At 70.0% G+C, this 15,537-nt stretch carries 14 protein-coding genes and 1 pseudogene; 6 read left to right on the top strand and 9 right to left on the bottom strand.

Annotation, left to right across the window (positions count from 1 at the left end; all coding sequences use genetic code 11):
- Positions 1-84: 84 nt before the first annotated feature.
- Complete coding sequence (locus tag RJ03_RS26220; RefSeq protein WP_036506880.1) at positions 85-435, bottom strand: ester cyclase; 351 nt, start codon at positions 433-435, stop codon at positions 85-87.
- 36 nt (positions 436-471) lie between these two features.
- Here RJ03_RS26220 and RJ03_RS26215 point away from each other — a divergent pair, with 36 nt between their 5' ends.
- Complete coding sequence (locus RJ03_RS26215; protein WP_036506878.1) at positions 472-975, top strand: DinB family protein; 504 nt, start codon at positions 472-474, stop codon at positions 973-975.
- Between the two features lie 82 nt (positions 976-1,057).
- Positions 1,058-2,380: a hypothetical protein gene (locus RJ03_RS26210; RefSeq protein WP_051025271.1), complete on the top strand. Its 1,323-nt coding sequence runs from the start codon at positions 1,058-1,060 to the stop codon at positions 2,378-2,380.
- Between the two features lie 15 nt (positions 2,381-2,395).
- Here the strand turns inward: RJ03_RS26210 and RJ03_RS26205 are convergent, their stop codons facing one another.
- Positions 2,396-2,878 (bottom strand): MarR family winged helix-turn-helix transcriptional regulator, encoded by a 483-nt coding sequence (locus RJ03_RS26205; protein ID WP_036506876.1) that lies wholly within the window; start codon positions 2,876-2,878, stop codon positions 2,396-2,398.
- A gap of 95 nt (positions 2,879-2,973) precedes the next feature.
- On the opposite strand from RJ03_RS26205, the gene RJ03_RS26200 reads away from it, so the two are divergent.
- Positions 2,974-3,417: an SgcJ/EcaC family oxidoreductase gene (locus tag RJ03_RS26200; protein ID WP_036506874.1), complete on the top strand. Its 444-nt coding sequence runs from the start codon at positions 2,974-2,976 to the stop codon at positions 3,415-3,417.
- A gap of 83 nt (positions 3,418-3,500) precedes the next feature.
- Here the strand turns inward: RJ03_RS26200 and pgfA are convergent, their stop codons facing one another.
- Positions 3,501-4,640: a cell envelope lipid trafficking protein PgfA gene (pgfA, locus tag RJ03_RS26195; protein WP_036506872.1), complete on the bottom strand. Its 1,140-nt coding sequence runs from the start codon at positions 4,638-4,640 to the stop codon at positions 3,501-3,503.
- Between the two features lie 233 nt (positions 4,641-4,873).
- On the opposite strand from pgfA, the gene RJ03_RS26190 reads away from it, so the two are divergent.
- Positions 4,874-6,073: an acyltransferase family protein gene (locus tag RJ03_RS26190; RefSeq protein ID WP_051025270.1), complete on the top strand. Its 1,200-nt coding sequence runs from the start codon at positions 4,874-4,876 to the stop codon at positions 6,071-6,073.
- Here RJ03_RS26190 and RJ03_RS26185 read toward each other — a convergent pair.
- The 4 genes from RJ03_RS26185 to RJ03_RS26175 all read right to left on the bottom strand — a co-directional run bounded on the left by RJ03_RS26185 (position 6,054) and on the right by RJ03_RS26175 (position 12,890).
- Positions 6,054-10,913: an alpha-(1->3)-arabinofuranosyltransferase domain-containing protein gene (locus RJ03_RS26185; protein WP_174372350.1), complete on the bottom strand. Its 4,860-nt coding sequence runs from the start codon at positions 10,911-10,913 to the stop codon at positions 6,054-6,056. The two genes, RJ03_RS26190 and RJ03_RS26185, sit on opposite strands and share 20 nt — an antisense overlap.
- On the bottom strand, positions 10,894-11,064 hold the full coding sequence (locus RJ03_RS36275) for a DUF2613 domain-containing protein (RefSeq protein WP_083871340.1): 171 nt from the start codon (positions 11,062-11,064) through the stop codon (positions 10,894-10,896). The genes RJ03_RS26185 and RJ03_RS36275 overlap by 20 nt, the downstream gene beginning before the upstream one ends.
- Positions 11,065-11,191: 127 nt before the next feature.
- A complete protein-coding gene (locus RJ03_RS26180) occupies positions 11,192-12,292 on the bottom strand; it encodes an isochorismate synthase (protein WP_036506865.1) in 1,101 nt (366 codons plus the stop codon).
- Positions 12,293-12,386: 94 nt separating this feature from the next.
- Positions 12,387-12,890, bottom strand: coding sequence for a universal stress protein (locus RJ03_RS26175; protein WP_036506864.1), 504 nt, complete (start codon positions 12,888-12,890; stop codon positions 12,387-12,389).
- Between the two features lie 339 nt (positions 12,891-13,229).
- On the opposite strand from RJ03_RS26175, the gene RJ03_RS26170 reads away from it, so the two are divergent.
- A complete protein-coding gene (locus tag RJ03_RS26170; RefSeq protein WP_143859909.1) occupies positions 13,230-13,679 on the top strand; it encodes a VOC family protein in 450 nt (149 codons plus the stop codon).
- 30 nt (positions 13,680-13,709) lie between these two features.
- Here RJ03_RS26170 and RJ03_RS26165 read toward each other — a convergent pair whose 3' ends face one another.
- A complete protein-coding gene (locus RJ03_RS26165) occupies positions 13,710-14,057 on the bottom strand; it encodes a DoxX family protein (RefSeq protein WP_036506860.1) in 348 nt (115 codons plus the stop codon).
- Between the two features lie 130 nt (positions 14,058-14,187).
- Between RJ03_RS26165 and RJ03_RS26160 the strand changes: the two genes are divergently transcribed.
- On the top strand, positions 14,188-15,186 hold the full coding sequence (locus RJ03_RS26160; protein WP_036506858.1) for a sigma factor: 999 nt from the start codon (positions 14,188-14,190) through the stop codon (positions 15,184-15,186).
- Positions 15,187-15,322: 136 nt separating this feature from the next.
- Here the strand turns inward: RJ03_RS26160 and RJ03_RS26155 are convergent.
- Positions 15,323-15,537, bottom strand: a pseudogene (locus RJ03_RS26155) (acetyl-CoA C-acetyltransferase); the annotation flags it as partial.

Raw genomic sequence — 15,537 nt, 5'->3', positions numbered from 1 at the left:
CTCGAGCCCCGGTCACGCTGAGTCACCCTACGTCGGCCGGAATGCCGGCCGCGGACGCCCGCCCGGGCACGCCCGCCTGGCTCCCTACACTTGCCCGCCGATCTGGTGCAGCAACGTCACATCGTCGAACACCGCCCGCGCTCCCGCGATCTTCCCGTCGCGAATCGTGTACAGGCCGAGCTGGGTGTACTCCACCGGCCGGTGGGTCGCGGGGACGCCGCGCAGCTCCGCGGAGTGGGTGCCGCGGATGGTGATGTGGGCCCAGACCCGGTCGTCCTCGCCGATCAGTTCGTCCACGGTGAAGGTGGCGTCCGGGAGCGCACGGAAATAGTCCAGCAGGAATGTCCGGTAGTCCGCCACGGTGAACCGGGCACGGCCGGTGCGGTCGGCGAGGGTCGGAAACGTGCAGTCCGGCGTGAAAAAATATGGTCTCACTGAGACGGTGTCAACGTGGCGAGACGGGGTTGTGCGATGGATCGATGCGCCGAATGCGGTTACGAGTACCGGCCGGACGAGGCACCGCGGGCCGCGACCGCGATCCTCGCCGGTGTCACCGAGCTGGCCGCCACGCTGAACGACTGCCCCGACGCGCGGCGCCGCCGGCTTCCGGAGCTGTGGTCGCCGTTGGAATACGGCTGCCACGTCCGGGACGTACTGCTCGTGCAGCGCGAACGCGTACTGCTGGCGCGTCGCACCGACCGCCCGGCCCTCGTCACCATGGGCCGGGACGAACGCGCCGATCACGACGGCTATGCCGAGCAGGATCCCGTCGACGTGGCTCAGGAACTGCTCGTCTCGGCGCGACTGCTCGCGAATGTTCTCGACCGCCTCGACGCCGACGACTGGAACCGGCGAGTTCTGTACAACTACCCCGATCGCGTCGAGCGCGAACTGCGCTGGGTGGCGGTCCACACCGTCCACGAGGTCCGCCATCACCTGCTCGACGTGCGGCGCCAGCTGGTGGACGAGGACTGAAACACTGGCTCGACGGCACCGCCGGTCGCGTACCGGCAGGCCTCGGCTGCGCCGGGTGGCGCGGAGGTGGGAGCATGGCGGGATGCCTGCCCTGCGCCGTCTACCCGTGGTCGCGGATATGACCCTGGTGACCGCTGGGGCCATGACCGCCAATATCGCCGGCTATCTGCTGCAACTGCTGGCCGGACGCTGGCTGGGTGTGGCCGGCTACAGCGCCTTCGCGAGTCTGCTGGCCGTGCAGTTGCTCGCCGCGGTGCCGGCGTTGGCGCTGCAGAACGTGGTCGCGCGGGAGTTGGTGCGTGGCGCCGCGGTGGCGACGGTGCGCGGCCTGACCCGGCGCTGCGCGACGATCGTGGCGGTCGTCGTGCTCGCGCTCATACCCGCCGTCGCGGTGCTGCTGCACGTGAGCGCGGTCGCCGCGGGCGGGGCGCTGATCGCCGCGCCGGTCCTGGTGTTGCTGTCCGGCGAGCAGGGAATCCTGCAGGGAACGAACCGATTCCGTTCGCTCGCAATAGTTCTCGGCGGTTCGGCGATCGCCCGGGTCGCTCCGGCGCTGATCGCGCTGGCCATCGGCGCGGGTGCCGCGGCCGCGCTCTGGGGCGCCGCTCTCGGCTTGCTGGTCGCTACCACGGCGGCGAATCGGATCTCCCGGATCGCGTACTCGGCGCCGGACGCGGGTTCGAACCCGCTGCCACCGAACGCGACCGAAGTCGCCCGGGCCCCCGTCGAGGTCCGGAGCACCGGTGCGCGGATCGGCGCGGCACGGGCCGCCGATGTGACCGCGGTCCTGCGCGCGGCCCAGGTCCAGGCTGCCCTGATGGCGCTGTCGTCCGCGGATCTGATCATCGCCCGCATCGTTCTCGACGAGGCGGACGCCAGCCGCTACGCCCTCGGCGCGATCGCCACCAAGATCGCGTTCTGGCTCCCGCAGGCCGTCGGCGTCGTGCTGTATCCGCGGATGGCGCAACCGCAGTATTCCGTGCGCGCGCTGCGGTCCGCACTCGGCGTGCTGGCGGCGGTCGGCCTGGTCGCCGTGGCCGGCGCGGCCGTGCTGGCGCCGCTGGCCCCGCTGTTCGCCGGCCGTGACTACGCGCCGATCCAGGATCTGCTGTGGTTGTTCGCGCTGGCCGGCGCGCTGTTGGCGGTGCTGCAGGGAGCCCTGCTGTCGGCCATCGCCGCCGACCGCACCGCACCGGCCGCCGTCATCTGGGCCGGATTGGCGGTCGAAGTGGGCGTCGCCGTGCCGTTCGTGCGCAGCCTGCCGGCGTTGATCGCGCTGGCCACCGCCATCGTCGCGATCGTGACCACGCTGGTGGTCACCGTGGTGGTCCGGACTGTGCGCCGGGATCCGGGTGCTACGAATATCGCTGTGGGAGAGAAGCTTTCGCCGTTACCTACCGAGTGACGACGGGGAGGCGACTCACTCGCCCGGTGTCTCCGCTTCGGTGAGCTCCTCGGCGGAGATGTCTTCGGCGGCGCGCTGGTACGCGTCGGCCGCGCGGGCGAAGTAGTCGAACAGCAGTTCTCGCTGTTCGGGGGTGTAGCCGCGCACGATGTCGCCGATCCGGCGACGGGCCGGGGCCAGGGCGCTGTCGAGGCCGGCGGGCCGGTCCACCGGTTCGACGATGACCTTGCGCCGGTCGGCCGGATCCGGCGCCCGGCGCACGTAGCCGCCCTGTTCCAGGCGATCGATCAGGCGGGTGGTGGGTCCGGTGGTGAGCCCGGTGCGGGCGCCGAGTTCGCCGGGCGTCATCGCCCCGCTCAGCTCCAGGATGTTGAGCGCGTAGAGGTCGGTGGCGCCGAGCCCGACCGCTTTCGCACCCGCTTGGGCATGCAGCACAACGGAACTCAGATAGCGGCGAAAGACCTGGCGGGGGTCGTGGTGGCGACTCGTCGTTGACACGGGACACACCTCTCTCGTAATCTCTTCCTCAACGAAGAGACTTCTCCAAAGAAGTAAAATCTTCTAAGCAGAGAATATCACGAGAGGCCCTGCTCATGACCGCCACCACCGACACCACCGCCATCCGCGCTCTCATCGAGCGCAGCCGCGACGCCTGGAACCGCGGCGACGGCGCCGCCTACGGCGCCTGTTTCACCGCCGACGCCACCGACGTCACCTATCTGGGCACCGTTTACCACGGTGGCGCCGAGATCGGCGGCGCGCATCAGGCGCTGTTCGACAGTTTCCTCAAGGGCACCCGGCTCACCGTCGACATCATCGAGATCCGCCGCTACGGCAGCGATACCGCCGTCGTCGTCACCCGCGGGGAATCGTCGAAGGGGCAGCCGAAGAAGCTGGGCAAGCTGGCCACCTACACCGTGGTCCGCGAAGCCGACGGCGAATGGCGGATCGCGGCGGTGCAGAAGACCCAGCGCAAAACCATCATGGAGGCGCTGACCTTCCGCATGCAGCCCGCCGCCCGGCCGGCCGCCGGATAGCGGCCCCGCGAAACGCCAGTGGCTCCCCGGTCCGACAACCGGGGAGCCACTGTGCGACCGGAGAACCTACCGGTTCTCGCTGATCACCGGTTCTTGCTGATGTCGATCTGCTGCGTCGGCGCTTCCGAGAACGGCTGACCCGACTTGTCGCTCGGCTGGGTGGTCTGCGGCTTCTTGACCAGCCGGCCCGGCTTCGAGGAGCCGTCGCCGCCGCGCAGGCCCAGGATCAGACCGGCGATCAGCGAGATCACGCCCAGCACACCGAGGATGATCGGCAGCGTGCGGCTGTAGAGCGAGATCTGGTCCATGTACTTGCGGGCCTCGTCGGCCTGCGAGCGGACGGTGTCCGGATCGAAGGTCAGCGTGGTGTTGATCGCGGTGACCTCGGGCTTGTCCGCGCTGCGCGCGTAGTACTGGTGCAGCTGCTCGGAGCCGTTCACGACGGTGCCGGTCTCCGGCTCGACCCACACGTCGCGGGTGTTGGTGTAGTAGCGGTTCATCGTGACGTCGCCGTCGCCCTGCACGCCCCACTTGGCGGCCGGGAAGGTGAGCCGGTTGGTCGGCGCGGAGGTGACCTTGGACAGATCGGTCGGCGGCACCTGCTGGCGGAAGTGGTAGACCTTCAGATCGTTGATCTCGGTCTCTTCCACGAACTTCATATCGAACGACTTGCGGGCGTTGATGTCGAAGTACGGGTACGTGGTCTTCTCGGTGCCGATCGGGAAGCGGTACTGGAGACCGGTGTGCTGCACCGGATCCGGGACGCTGTTGCCCTTGCTGTCGACGGTGGTCGCGATCGAGCCGTTGGGGTCGTCGTCGATCGGCTGACCGGTTTTGCGGTTGATGGTGACGCGGTCGATGATCGCCGACAGCAGGCCGGTGTCACCGGTCTTGTCCTTGCGGCGCAGTGTCTGACCGGCCTGGATCGTCATATTGGTCTTACCCGACGGATCCTCCACGGTGAGGAAGCGCTGCGAGATGAGCCCGACGTTCTTGTCGATCTGGACCGGGCCCTCACCGGAGGTGAGCGATTTCGCGTCCAGCACCTCGCTCGGGGCGTTCGGCTTGTTGGATGCGATGGTGGTGATCTCGAGGTCGAGGGGAGTTTTGGCCAACTGGCTCACCCCGTAGGTCGGAATCAGTATCGCTGCGACGATCAACAGCGCACCGAGTCCCACGAGCAGGCAGGCCACCGTCCTCTTGGTACCGGCACTGAGTGCCATGCAAACTCTCCTCGTCGTCGAACAAGCCTCGTCCGGGTGCGCTCATAACCGGGTGCGGTCATAACACAAGCACTCGTGAGCCCCGACACTAACAGTCCGGCACCTTAACCCGGCGAGCTGAGTGCGGAAAACACCCCGGAGAAGTACGGGCGTCCGGCGAGGCGCGGTCCACGGTCGGGCCGCGGGGAGCCGCACGCGGCCGCGGCGAATCCGGCAGGGCACACTGGATCGCGATGACCGCAACCCCCGAAATCGCCACATCCAGCACCGACGTGCCGGCTGCCCCGACGTCGCGCCCCGCTCCGGCGGTCCCCGGAACCCGGAAATTCGTTCCCGCACTGGAGGGTCTGCGCGGACTGGCCGCACTCGGTGTGGTGCTGACCCATGTGGCCTTCCAGACCGGCGCCGCGGGAACGCCGGTGATCGGGCGGGTGTGGGAGCGGTTCGACATGGCCGTGGCCGTGTTCTTCGGCCTCTCCGGCTTCCTGCTGTGGCGTCCGCACGCCGCCGCGGCGCGCGGGCTGGGCACCGCGCCGCGGGCGGGGCGCTATCTGCTGCACCGGGCCGCTCGCATCCTGCCCGCCTACTGGGTCGTGGTCTGCGTGGCGCTCACCCTGCTGCCGTCCGCGGCGCATTCGGCCGGGCTGCGGGTGTGGGGGGCGAATCTGGCGTTGGTGCAGGTCTTCGTCCCGCTGACCCTGACCGACGGGCTCACCCAGATGTGGAGTCTGTCGGTGGAGGTGGCCTTCTATCTGGTGCTGCCGCTGCTGGCCTGGGCGCTGGCCGGGTTGCGCGGCTCGGCGGCGCGGCAGCGGGTGTTCGCGGTGACCGCGATCGGAGTGCTGTGCCTGGGCTGGAATTTCCTGCCGGTGCCCACCCCGGACGCCATCCACGCCGACAACTGGCTGCCCGGCTATCTGCCCTGGTTCGCGGCGGGCATGGTGCTGGCCGAACTGGCCGAGATCCTGGGCGCGCGATCGCGGGACGGGGACGCGGCGCCGCGGTGGCAGCGGTGGTTCGGCGACCGCCGGCTGATGTGGCCGGTCGCCGCGATCGCGTTCGCGCTGTCGGCCACCGACCTGGCCGGGCCCGCCGGACTGGCTCGCGCCGCGGCGTGGCAGTACGCGATGAAAATGGGTCTAGGGGCCTTGATCGGTTTCGGCCTGCTCGCCCCGCTCGTGGTCGGTGTCGCGCGGCACCGCTTTCTGCAGAGCCGCCTGGCGCTGACGATCGGACGCTGGTCCTACGGCATCTTCATCTGGCATCTGGTGGTCCTGGCGATGATGTTCCCGATCTTCGGATTCATCCCGTTCAACGGCGGGTTCCTGCATGTGCTGGCGTTGACGGTCGCCTTCACGATTCCGCTGGCCGCCGCGAGTTACGCGCTGGTCGAAGAGCCGGTGCGGCAGTGGGTCAAACGCCGGTTCGGATAGCGGAACCCGCTCGCCCCCACGGTTTCCGCGCGGGCAGTGCGGCGACGCCCACGGCGACGACCGCCACCAGCGCCGGGACCTGCGCCCACAGCGAGCCACCCATATAGACCTCTCCCGACCGCCACGGCCCGGTGGAGAGCGCGGCTTCGCCCAGAATCGTGCCGGCCCCGGCCAGCACGGCGACGACGAGCGGCGCCTGCGGCAGCACCCGTACCGCGACGACACCGATCGCGGCGCACACCGCCCCGATCGGGCCGGCGATGAGGAAGGCGGCGATCAGCACACCGGCGGCGCCCAGCCACCAGCTGTTCCAGGTCCGAGGCGGTGGGTCGTAGGAAACGGCCGGGGAGGCCGGTGCCCGGACGGCGGTCACGGGATTGTCGGTGTGATCGCCGGATGTGCTCGAAGCACCGTCCGGCCGGGGTGTCGTGCCGCCGCCGATTCCGTGCGCGAGCGCACCGTCGGCCGACGTCGTCGGTGCACCGTCCGCCGGGACGGGCGAGTCGGCCGCCGACAGGGCGGTGGCGCCGGGTGTTCCGCCTTCTGCGGGGAGCGGCGTGGTGTCGTCCTGCGGCAGTTCGTCCGTGCGGTGGTTTCGTTTGTGCCCCAACCGTTTACGCAGACACCCGGGTACCGGCAGGGCCAGCAGCACCAGGGGGATCAGCAGGAGCAGACCGCCGAAGATGGCCAGGCGATACCAGCGGTCGATCGGGAATCCCACGGTCACCGGGCCGTGCGCATCCGCGGGAATTACCCAGCCCTGCTTCCATCCGTCGACTACGACGGGCCGCAACGTGTGGCCGTCTCCGGTGTGCGCGGTCCAGCCGACATTGGTACTGAGCGGCAGCACCAGCAGGCGATCGCCGGGCGGCGCGTCGATGCCGGCCGGGCGATCGGCGCCTCCGGTCGACTCCGGCGCGGGGCGGTCGACGGCAGTCCCGCCCTCGCCGGTTGCTTCGTCACCGTCGTGGGCCGGTCGCGTCGCGTCGCCACCGTCCGTAGCCGGTGTCGCGGGCGTGGCAGCCTCGAAAGCCGTATTGTCCAAACGCAATTCGTCGACCGAGAACAGTTCGGTCGGAGCGACCGCGACGTCGACGGAACCGGCCGGAAGGTCGACCGTGGCACCGCCGTACGCGGTGTCGCCGGGCGCGCACACCGTGGCGGAAACCGGCTTCCCCGTGCGCAATTCATCGGCCGTCGCCGTCACGCTGGTGTGCAGCACCCGCCCCGCGACCGCGAGGGTCGGGCCGTGGTCGCAGTCCACCGTCACCGGCCGGTCGCCGGGTGCGGGCGCCGGAAAGTCCGGTCCGAGTACGGACACTTCCGCCAGGCCCGGCGGCTGCTCCTGGGTGAAACCGAGTGCGGTGCGGTCCAGCACCGGCTTCCAGGTATCGATACTGATCTCGATGTGGTCGGTGACGTGCGGATACAGCTCCAGCCGGACCGGAGTCGGCGGTGCGGACATCGGCGCGGGGGTGTCGGTCGACTTCGGCTGCGGTGCGGGTGCGTCCCGCGGCGGTGTGGCGGTCGGCGAGGTGCGGCCCGGGGACTCGGCCGTCGCCTCCGGATCGCGTCCCTTCGGCGCGGGCGGAATCTCGCGCACCTGGGGCCCGTCACCGAGATTCACCGCGATCGAGGTCGGCCGCGCGGGCAGTGCGCCCATCGGCGGGGTCACCTCGAGGCCGGTGACCAGTTCCGGGCGCGGCAGCTGAACGGTCAGCGTCGGTTTGGCGCCGGTGCGATTGCGCACGGTCTCCTCGGGGGCGATCCAGCTGGTGCGCGGATCGCCGTCGGTCGCCGCGAAGGCCGAACCGCGCAGATCGCCGACATCGGCCTTGCCCCGGGCGATGGGCCGCTCCGGATCGGTCAACAGACTTTCCAGCGCCGGGCCCTGCCGGGTGCGCAGGGTCAGCCGCGGTGCGACCGTCACCGGGGCCGGGACATCGAGAGTGCGTTCGAAGGCGCCCGGTTCCTCGGCGGGCAGTGCGAGTCCCTTACTGCAGCGCACGCGATCCGGCGCATCGAAACATCCACTGCGACCGGGGAATTCCTGTCCCAGATTCCAGCCGCGCACGGGCGTTCCGGCCGGAACGGGCGGCAGCACCGTGCGGTGGCGAATGGTCACCGGCGTCGGCGCGTCACGGTTCGAATAGTCGAACAGCTGCACCTCGCTGATGCCGAATTGCCCACCGCCGGTACCGTTCTCGGTACGGGTCGCCGTGATGGTGAGCCAGTCGGTGCGCCCAGGCGGCAGCGAAACCGACACCGGCGCACCGGGTTCCGATATCCGCGCGGCCACCGTGCCGTTGGCGGTGCGCACCTCGATCCACTTCACCGGATCGCCGATCGCGGCGGGACTCGTGGTCACCTGGAGAGCCCCCGCCTGGATCGGATGGTCGAGGCCGAGCCGGAGCCATTGTCCGACAGCGTGTTCGGCACTGGTGCTCAACCACGCGGTACTCGGGTCGCCGTCGAAGGCGGCCGCGGTCGAACTTCCCGGGGCCGCACCGCCGAGCTGAGTGGCATCGGCCGCGGAACTGGAGGCCGTGACGGTGGCGCCGGACCACTGCCCCTCCACCGGCTGCGCGCCGGGTACGGGGTAGTCGGGGACCAGGTTGTGGGTGCGGCGGGCGTCGGTGGGCGCGCGTAGCGCCGAATTGTGGTTGTCCACCCGCCCGAAATCGGCCTCGCGATCCATCGGGGTATCGGTGATCGTGGTCGCGGAGGGAGTCAGTCCGGCGCGTGCGGCATCGGCGGCCAGCAGGGTGGGTCCGCTCGCGCCGGATCCGTTGCGACGCAGCCGTTCCAGCACTTCCGGACCGCCTTGAACGACCGGCACGGAATTCAGCGGCACGGTCCGCGCCCCGGGGAAGCTCGCGGGTGCGCCGGGACCACTGCGGATGTCGGCCGGTTGCCCGCTGTCGCCGTCGCTCACCCGGTAGATCTCGATCGCGGGATACGTCGGGCGCAGATCACCGTCGGCGACCAATCCGTCGCCGTGGCCCACCTCGATCGGGTTGCCGAATTCGGCGACCTTGGTGATCCCGGGCGAGCCCTCGATCGCCTCGTGCGCCAGCATCGGACGGGTGGAGCGGGAGGTGTCGGGGTCGAGATCGTTGCGCAGCAACAGAATTCCGATGCCCTGATCGATCAGCGTCGGGGCGAGCCCCGTGGAGGGCCGGCCGTCGGCGATCAGCCGCTGCACCGAATCCATCGCCCGGATCGCCCCCGGCGGTGTGAGGGGCACGGCATCGCGCACCGCCCACGGCGTGCGGGCCAGGGCTTGCAGCGGTTCGTCGCGGGTCAGTCCCCAGATCTGGCTGCCGAACGGCGCTCCGGGCACCACCAGCGCCCGGGTGTCGGAGGCATTGTGCGCCAACCAGTCCGCGGTCTGCTGCCAGTAGGCCGGCACCTTGTCGTAGGCGCCGCGCGGGGCGAGCTTGCCGGTCCATGCCAGCGAGGTCGACAGGGCCAGTGCCGCCAGCAGCAGCGCCGCCACGGCGACCATCCGGTTGCGTTCCGGATGTGCGAAGGCGCTGCGCCACACCGGCATCGGCACCGAGGCGGGTAGCGGCACCCGGCGCAGCAGATGAGCGAGCCCGATCACCAGCGGGATCCGGATCAACGGTTCCAGCTTGTGCACATTGCGCAGCGGGGCGCCACCGGAATCCAGGAAGATCCGCACCGATTCGGCGAACGGCCCGCCGAGCTGTCCGGCGTATCCGGCGCAGATGCCGACCAGGCCGGCGATCAGAACGAGCGTGAACCGTCCGCGTCCCGGCATGGAGCGCAGCGCCAGCCCGGCCATTCCGGCCGCCGCGAGCGCTCCGGACGCCAGTACCGCCGCGGGCTGGGTGACCAGCACCGCGCCCGCGATCCGCTCCGGTGAGACGTACGGCGTCCAGCTGTCGGTGCCGCGCAACACCTCACCGAGCGACGCCCACTGGGTGGTCACCCCGGAGGATTCGATGTAGTCCAGGAACGGCGGGCTCACCTTGCCGAGCACCAGCAGCGGCACCACCCACCAGAAGGTGCCGAGAATCAACAGCGGAATCCACGCCCGGGTGAAGCGCCACCAGGTGCGATTCGGCCGATACGACGCCCACCACAGTGCCGCGGGCAGAAAGGCGGCCACCGTCGCGACCGCGTTGACCGAGCCCATCAGCGCCAGCGCGAGGGCGCTCGCCGCGGGCGAGGTCGCACCCCGCATCGAGACCGAGTCGGCGGTCGGCCGGTGCGGCAGCAGTCGCCGCCATCCGGAGCGGACGGCACGGACCCGCGGCAGGCCGACGACGCCCAGCGCGGCCGGGGCGAGCAGCACCCACGGGGCCAGCATCATCGGCAGGGTTTCCGAGGAGATGGATCCGAGCGTGGTCAGCACCCGCGGCGAGAGCGCGAACGCGACCGCCGCGACCACCCGGGAACCGCGGGTGCCGATGCCCAGCACCTCGCACAGCCGGACGATGCCCCAGAAGCCGGCGAGAATCAGCAGCGCCCACCAGATCCGCTGGGTCACCCACGCCGGAAGGCCCAGCACATGGCCCAGTGAGAAGAAGGCGCCGTGCGGGAAGAAATATCCGTACGCCTGGTTCTGCACCTGGCCCATCGGCGCCTGACTGCTCCACAGATGGGCGGCGCGCTGCAGGAATCCGACCGGATTCTGGGCGAGATCGTATTTGGTGTCGGCGACGGTATTGCCGGGTGCCTGCAGAAAGGTCAGCAGGAAGGCGGCGAGAACGGTACCGGCGAACCAACGCCGGCCCAGTGGTGCGGTGGCCGAGGAAGGGGAGTCGGCGGAGGGGGCAGCGGCGGGCGCAGCGTCAGCGCGCGCCGTACTCAACGTTGTTCAGCAGCGACGACGACGCGTCGCCACTGCGATCCACCTCGGGCCGCGAATTCTGCGCTGTCGCCGTCACGACGACGAACACCGCGATCACGCCGAGCAGCGCTCCGGCGACGGCGCTCGCAACCCCCGGGACGGCAAACTTCATCGCGTACTCCCAACATCGACACAGGCGTCTTGCGAGCCAACCTACAACATGGGCGCGCCGCAGGCGGCACGCAGCACGGCAACCCGCCGGTCGGCCGACCTTCTCCGCGCCCTGCGAGCAGTCTTGATCAGCTCGGCTGGTCCGGTACCGCGCAGGCCAGCCCGTTCAACAGGGTGCGCAGTTTGGCCGTCGTCTCATCGAGTTCGGTGCGGGGGTCGGACGCCGCCACGATGCCGCCGCCACCGTAGGCCTGCACGGTGCGCCCGTCCGCGGACACGTCGGCGCATCGGATAGCGACCACCCATTCACCGTCGCCGCGGGCATCGCACCAGCCCACCGCGCCGCCGTAGAACCCGCGCGGCTCCTCGTATTCGGTGATGGTTCGCAGGGCGAGGTCGGTGGGGGTCCCGCAGACCGCGGGCGTGGGATGCAGCAGCAGCGCCAGGTCGAGCGCGGTGGTGGCGGGGTCGCGCAGCCGGCCGGTGACGGGTGTCGCCAGATGCCAGACCTCGGCGGTGTTGATCAGCTCTGGGCCCTCGGGGATCGCGAGTTCGGCGCAGACCGGGGTGAGTTGCTCGCGGATCCACTCGATGACGAAGGCGTGCTCGTCGCGATTCTTGGTACTGGACAACAACTCCCGCGACCGTTCGGCATCGACGGCGGGATCGGCGTGCCGGGGCAGTGTCCCGGCCAGCGGACGCAGCGTGACGGTGTCGCCGTGCCGGGCGACCAGCACCTCCGGTGTGGCGCCGACCAGATGTGCGCCGACCCGGCCGGCCGGTGTCAGATCGACGGCGAAGACGTTGGCCTGGGGATGGCGAACCAGCAGGTGCGCGGCGATCACCTCGGGTTCGAGCGGCTGCCGTGCCTCGGCGATCAACGAGCGCGCGGCGACCACCTTGCGTAACGGCTGCGCCGGATCCGACAGCTGCTCCACCAGTTTCGTCACCCGGGCCACATGCTCGGCCGGGCTGGGAATCTCCGCGACGACCCGGACCTCGGGCAGCGGTGGCACCGCGGCCGGACGCCACGGGCCCGCGCTGTGTTGCGCCTGTTCCGGTTCACACAGCGCGGCCGCATCGCCCGGATCGAACGGGATCGCGCCGACGATCAGTTCCGCCGCACCCGCACGCAGGGCCGCCGCCGCCCGCCGCGCATCGTCGAATGCGCGCCGGATGCCGGTCGTACGGACCACGCCCCCCGGTTGTGCGAGCAGAAAGCCGTCCATAGTTTCCCGACGATAGTCGTGTCCGGTACGGGCGGCGCCCGGGCAGCGACGCAGATCTCATGTGGGCAGACTCATGTGAAGGGGAGCGGCACCGTCATAGCCGACCGGCGAGATCGCTGACCGGAATCGGTTCCTTTCCCGGCGGTACCAGCAGAATCGGCCGGTGGCAGTGTTTCAGCACCGCCTCCGCGACACTCGAATGCAGCAGGGCGCGGATGCCGGTGGAGCCTCGCGTACCGGCGACGATGATGTCGACATTCAGCTCGTCGGCCACGTCGACGATCGCATTCCAGATGGTCGAGGTGCATTCGGTGGTGCGTGGCTCCGCATTCAATCCCGCCAATTTCGCCAGCCGTACGCCCTCGGCATTGATCTGTTTGGCGTCGACGTAGGCGATATCCTCGATCTCCTCGTCCGGAAGCCATTCCGGCTGCATCACCCCGGAAAGTCCGGACAGCCGCGCGGCCTGGCGCACCATCGGCTCCCACGCCGTGAGCACGACCGCCCTGGGCGCGGACAGAAACCGCCCCGCATATTCCACGGCCCGCTTCGCATTCTCGGATCCGTCGTACGCGATGAGCATCAAGTCGCAAGTCATGACGACCTCCCGGACCTCCGTGCCGTGAGTGTGTGGGCGTCCCGCGACTACCCGCGACCCGAGACTACTCGCGCGATCAGCGTCGATGCGGGATGTCGATCGGTATTCGCCGATTCGATTCGAAACCGTTCTGTTCCGTCCCCGCATTTCGGTCCGGACCGGATGCGACCATTCGGTCCGGACCGATCGGACTGTGTGCTGAACCTCACTCGTGGCTGACAATTCGCGCGTGATTCACCGAATCACGTGTAACTGCTGTGATTTCCGGTATTCACTGGAACAACCGACGAACGGAGCCGGGGTACGGCGCCGGGAGATGGACAGTGAGTGAGGTGCATCGTGCGATTGAAAGAGATTGCTACGCCACAGGATTGGGCGGACACCTATCGGGAGCTGTTCGGATTACCCTATGTGCGCGTCACCTCACCCGGATATGTGGTGTTACCGCTGGGCGACTCGGTCGCCGCGGTGAATACGCCGGAACCGCTCGGTGCGCTGGTACTCGGTGAATTGACCGTGCGCGGCATTCCGGGACCGGTGCTGGTGCGCGAACATCCGCCGCGTCGAACGTTCATCGCGGTATTCGACGGTTATCCGGACGGGGATCGGACTCTGCGATTGCAGCGCCACGGCGTCGATATCGGATCCCATCGCAGCAATGTCATTCTGCCCACCGGATTCGGGCGGCACACCCACGAGGGCCGGTGGTGGGCGCGCGCACCTCAGCGCGACGAATCGCTGCCGCTGCTCTCGGAGGTGGTGGCAGCGGTGGAGCGCATCGCCGCGTGAGCCGGGCGCGCCGTGGATCCCGGGTCGGTGTCAGGCGAGCGCGATCAAGCAGGCCGCCGCCGAGGCCAGGACCAGGCACGGCATCGGATACGGCAGATGCGCGTACCAGCGTGCCCGCACGATGGTGATCACCGCGCCGACGAAATACAGCACCAGGCCGATGGCCGCGGCCAGGCCGACCGCCGGGAACACCAGCCCCGCCAGCAGCCCCAGTGCGCCCGCTGCCTTGATCGCCGCCAACGGCCTCAGCGCCCAGTCCGGTACCCCGTAGCTGCGCATATTGCCGCGCACCCACTCCGGGGCGACGATGTCGACGACGGTCGTCCCGAAGATCACCACGGCGGCGACGATCGTGACGGTCACATATGCGGTGTGCATGACACCCTCCTGCTCGTTCGGCGCCCTGATCTGCGATCGTGAAGAAGTGGGTTCGAGCCCACGGCGCGGGCGAACAGGGCGAATCCGTCCCACATCCGGTTCGACGTGCGGGGGCCGAGAAAGGTGACCGGTGCGCGATCGGGACGAGCTGGCGCGGCGCTTCGAAGAACACCGCGAGCTGCTGCGCGCTATCGCCTACCGCATGCTGGGCTCACTGGGCGAGGCCGAGGACGCGGTGCAGGAAGCGTGGTTGCGCCTAGATCGGGCCACGGGGACGACCGAGACGAAGCATGGCGGGCGAGGCACGGCGGATGGGGGCGCGGCGGGCAATCGGGCGGCGGATGACGATGCGGCGGACGGGCTCGGGATCGACAATCTCGCGGCGTGGCTCACCACCGTCGTCTCGCGAATCTGCTTGGACCAGTTGCGTTCCCGAGCCGCGCGGCGAGAGGAGCTCGTCGGCCCCGCGGCCGGATCCGTCGCGCTCGACTTCGCCGGTGCGGGCCCTCGGCCGGTCGTCTTCTCCGAACCGGAAGCCGAAGCGGTACTGGCGGATTCGGTGGGCCGCGCGCTGCTGGTGGTGTTGCGCACGCTGAGCCCGGACGAGCGTGTCGCCTTCGTACTGCACGACATGTTCGCCGTCCCGTTCGACGAGATCGCCCCGATCGTGGGCCGCACCGCGGCGACGACGAAGAAGCTGGCCAGTCGCGCCCGCCACCGCGTGCGCGGCGACACCGCGACGCCCGCGGCCGAACTCGACGGGCATCGCGAGGTGGTCACCGCATTCCTGTCGGCGGCGCGGGCCGGCGACCTCGGCGCCCTGCTCGCGGTCCTCGCACCCGATGTCGTGCGCACCGCGGACCCGGCGATTCTGCCGCCCGGTATCGCGTCCGTCGTGCGGGGTGCGGCGGCGGTGGCCGAGGAAACGGTGCTGCTGCGCAGTCGTTCCCAGGTCGCGGGCCTCGCCCTGGTCGACGGTCGGCTGGGACTGGTCGTGGCGCCGCACGGGAAACTGGCGGCGGTCCTCCTGCTCACCGTGCGTGAGGACCGGGTGGCCGCCTACGACGTCGTCGCCGACCCGGGCCGATTGGGCGCCCTGACGATCGCGGTCCCGCCGCCCGCGCGCTGACTGTCGGTGCGGATACGGATTCGACCGATTCGCCGCCGCCCGGAATTCGCCGCGATCGGCAACCGGCTTCCGAATTACCGGCCCGTTCGATACGGGCCGGCGTCGTTTCGTCATACGCGCCCAGCGGCGGCGCGGATCAGCGTTCCAGGATGGCGACCACGCCCTGGCCGCCGGCGGCGCAGATGGAGATCAGCGCGCGTCCGGAACCCTTCTCCGCCAACTGCTTCGCGGTCTGGGCGATGATGCGCCCACCGGTCGCGGCGAACGGGTGCCCCGCCGCCAGCGAGGAGCCGTTGACATTGAGCTTGGTGCGGTCGATCGCCCCGAGGGCGCCGTCCAGGCCCAGCCGCT

This window comes from Nocardia aobensis NBRC 100429 (genome assembly GCF_000308375.1).
Taxonomy (GTDB): Bacteria; Actinomycetota; Actinomycetes; order Mycobacteriales; family Mycobacteriaceae; genus Nocardia; species Nocardia aobensis.
Note: the sequence above shows the minus strand (reverse complement) of the source record. Positions and strands in the feature narration are given on the sequence as shown.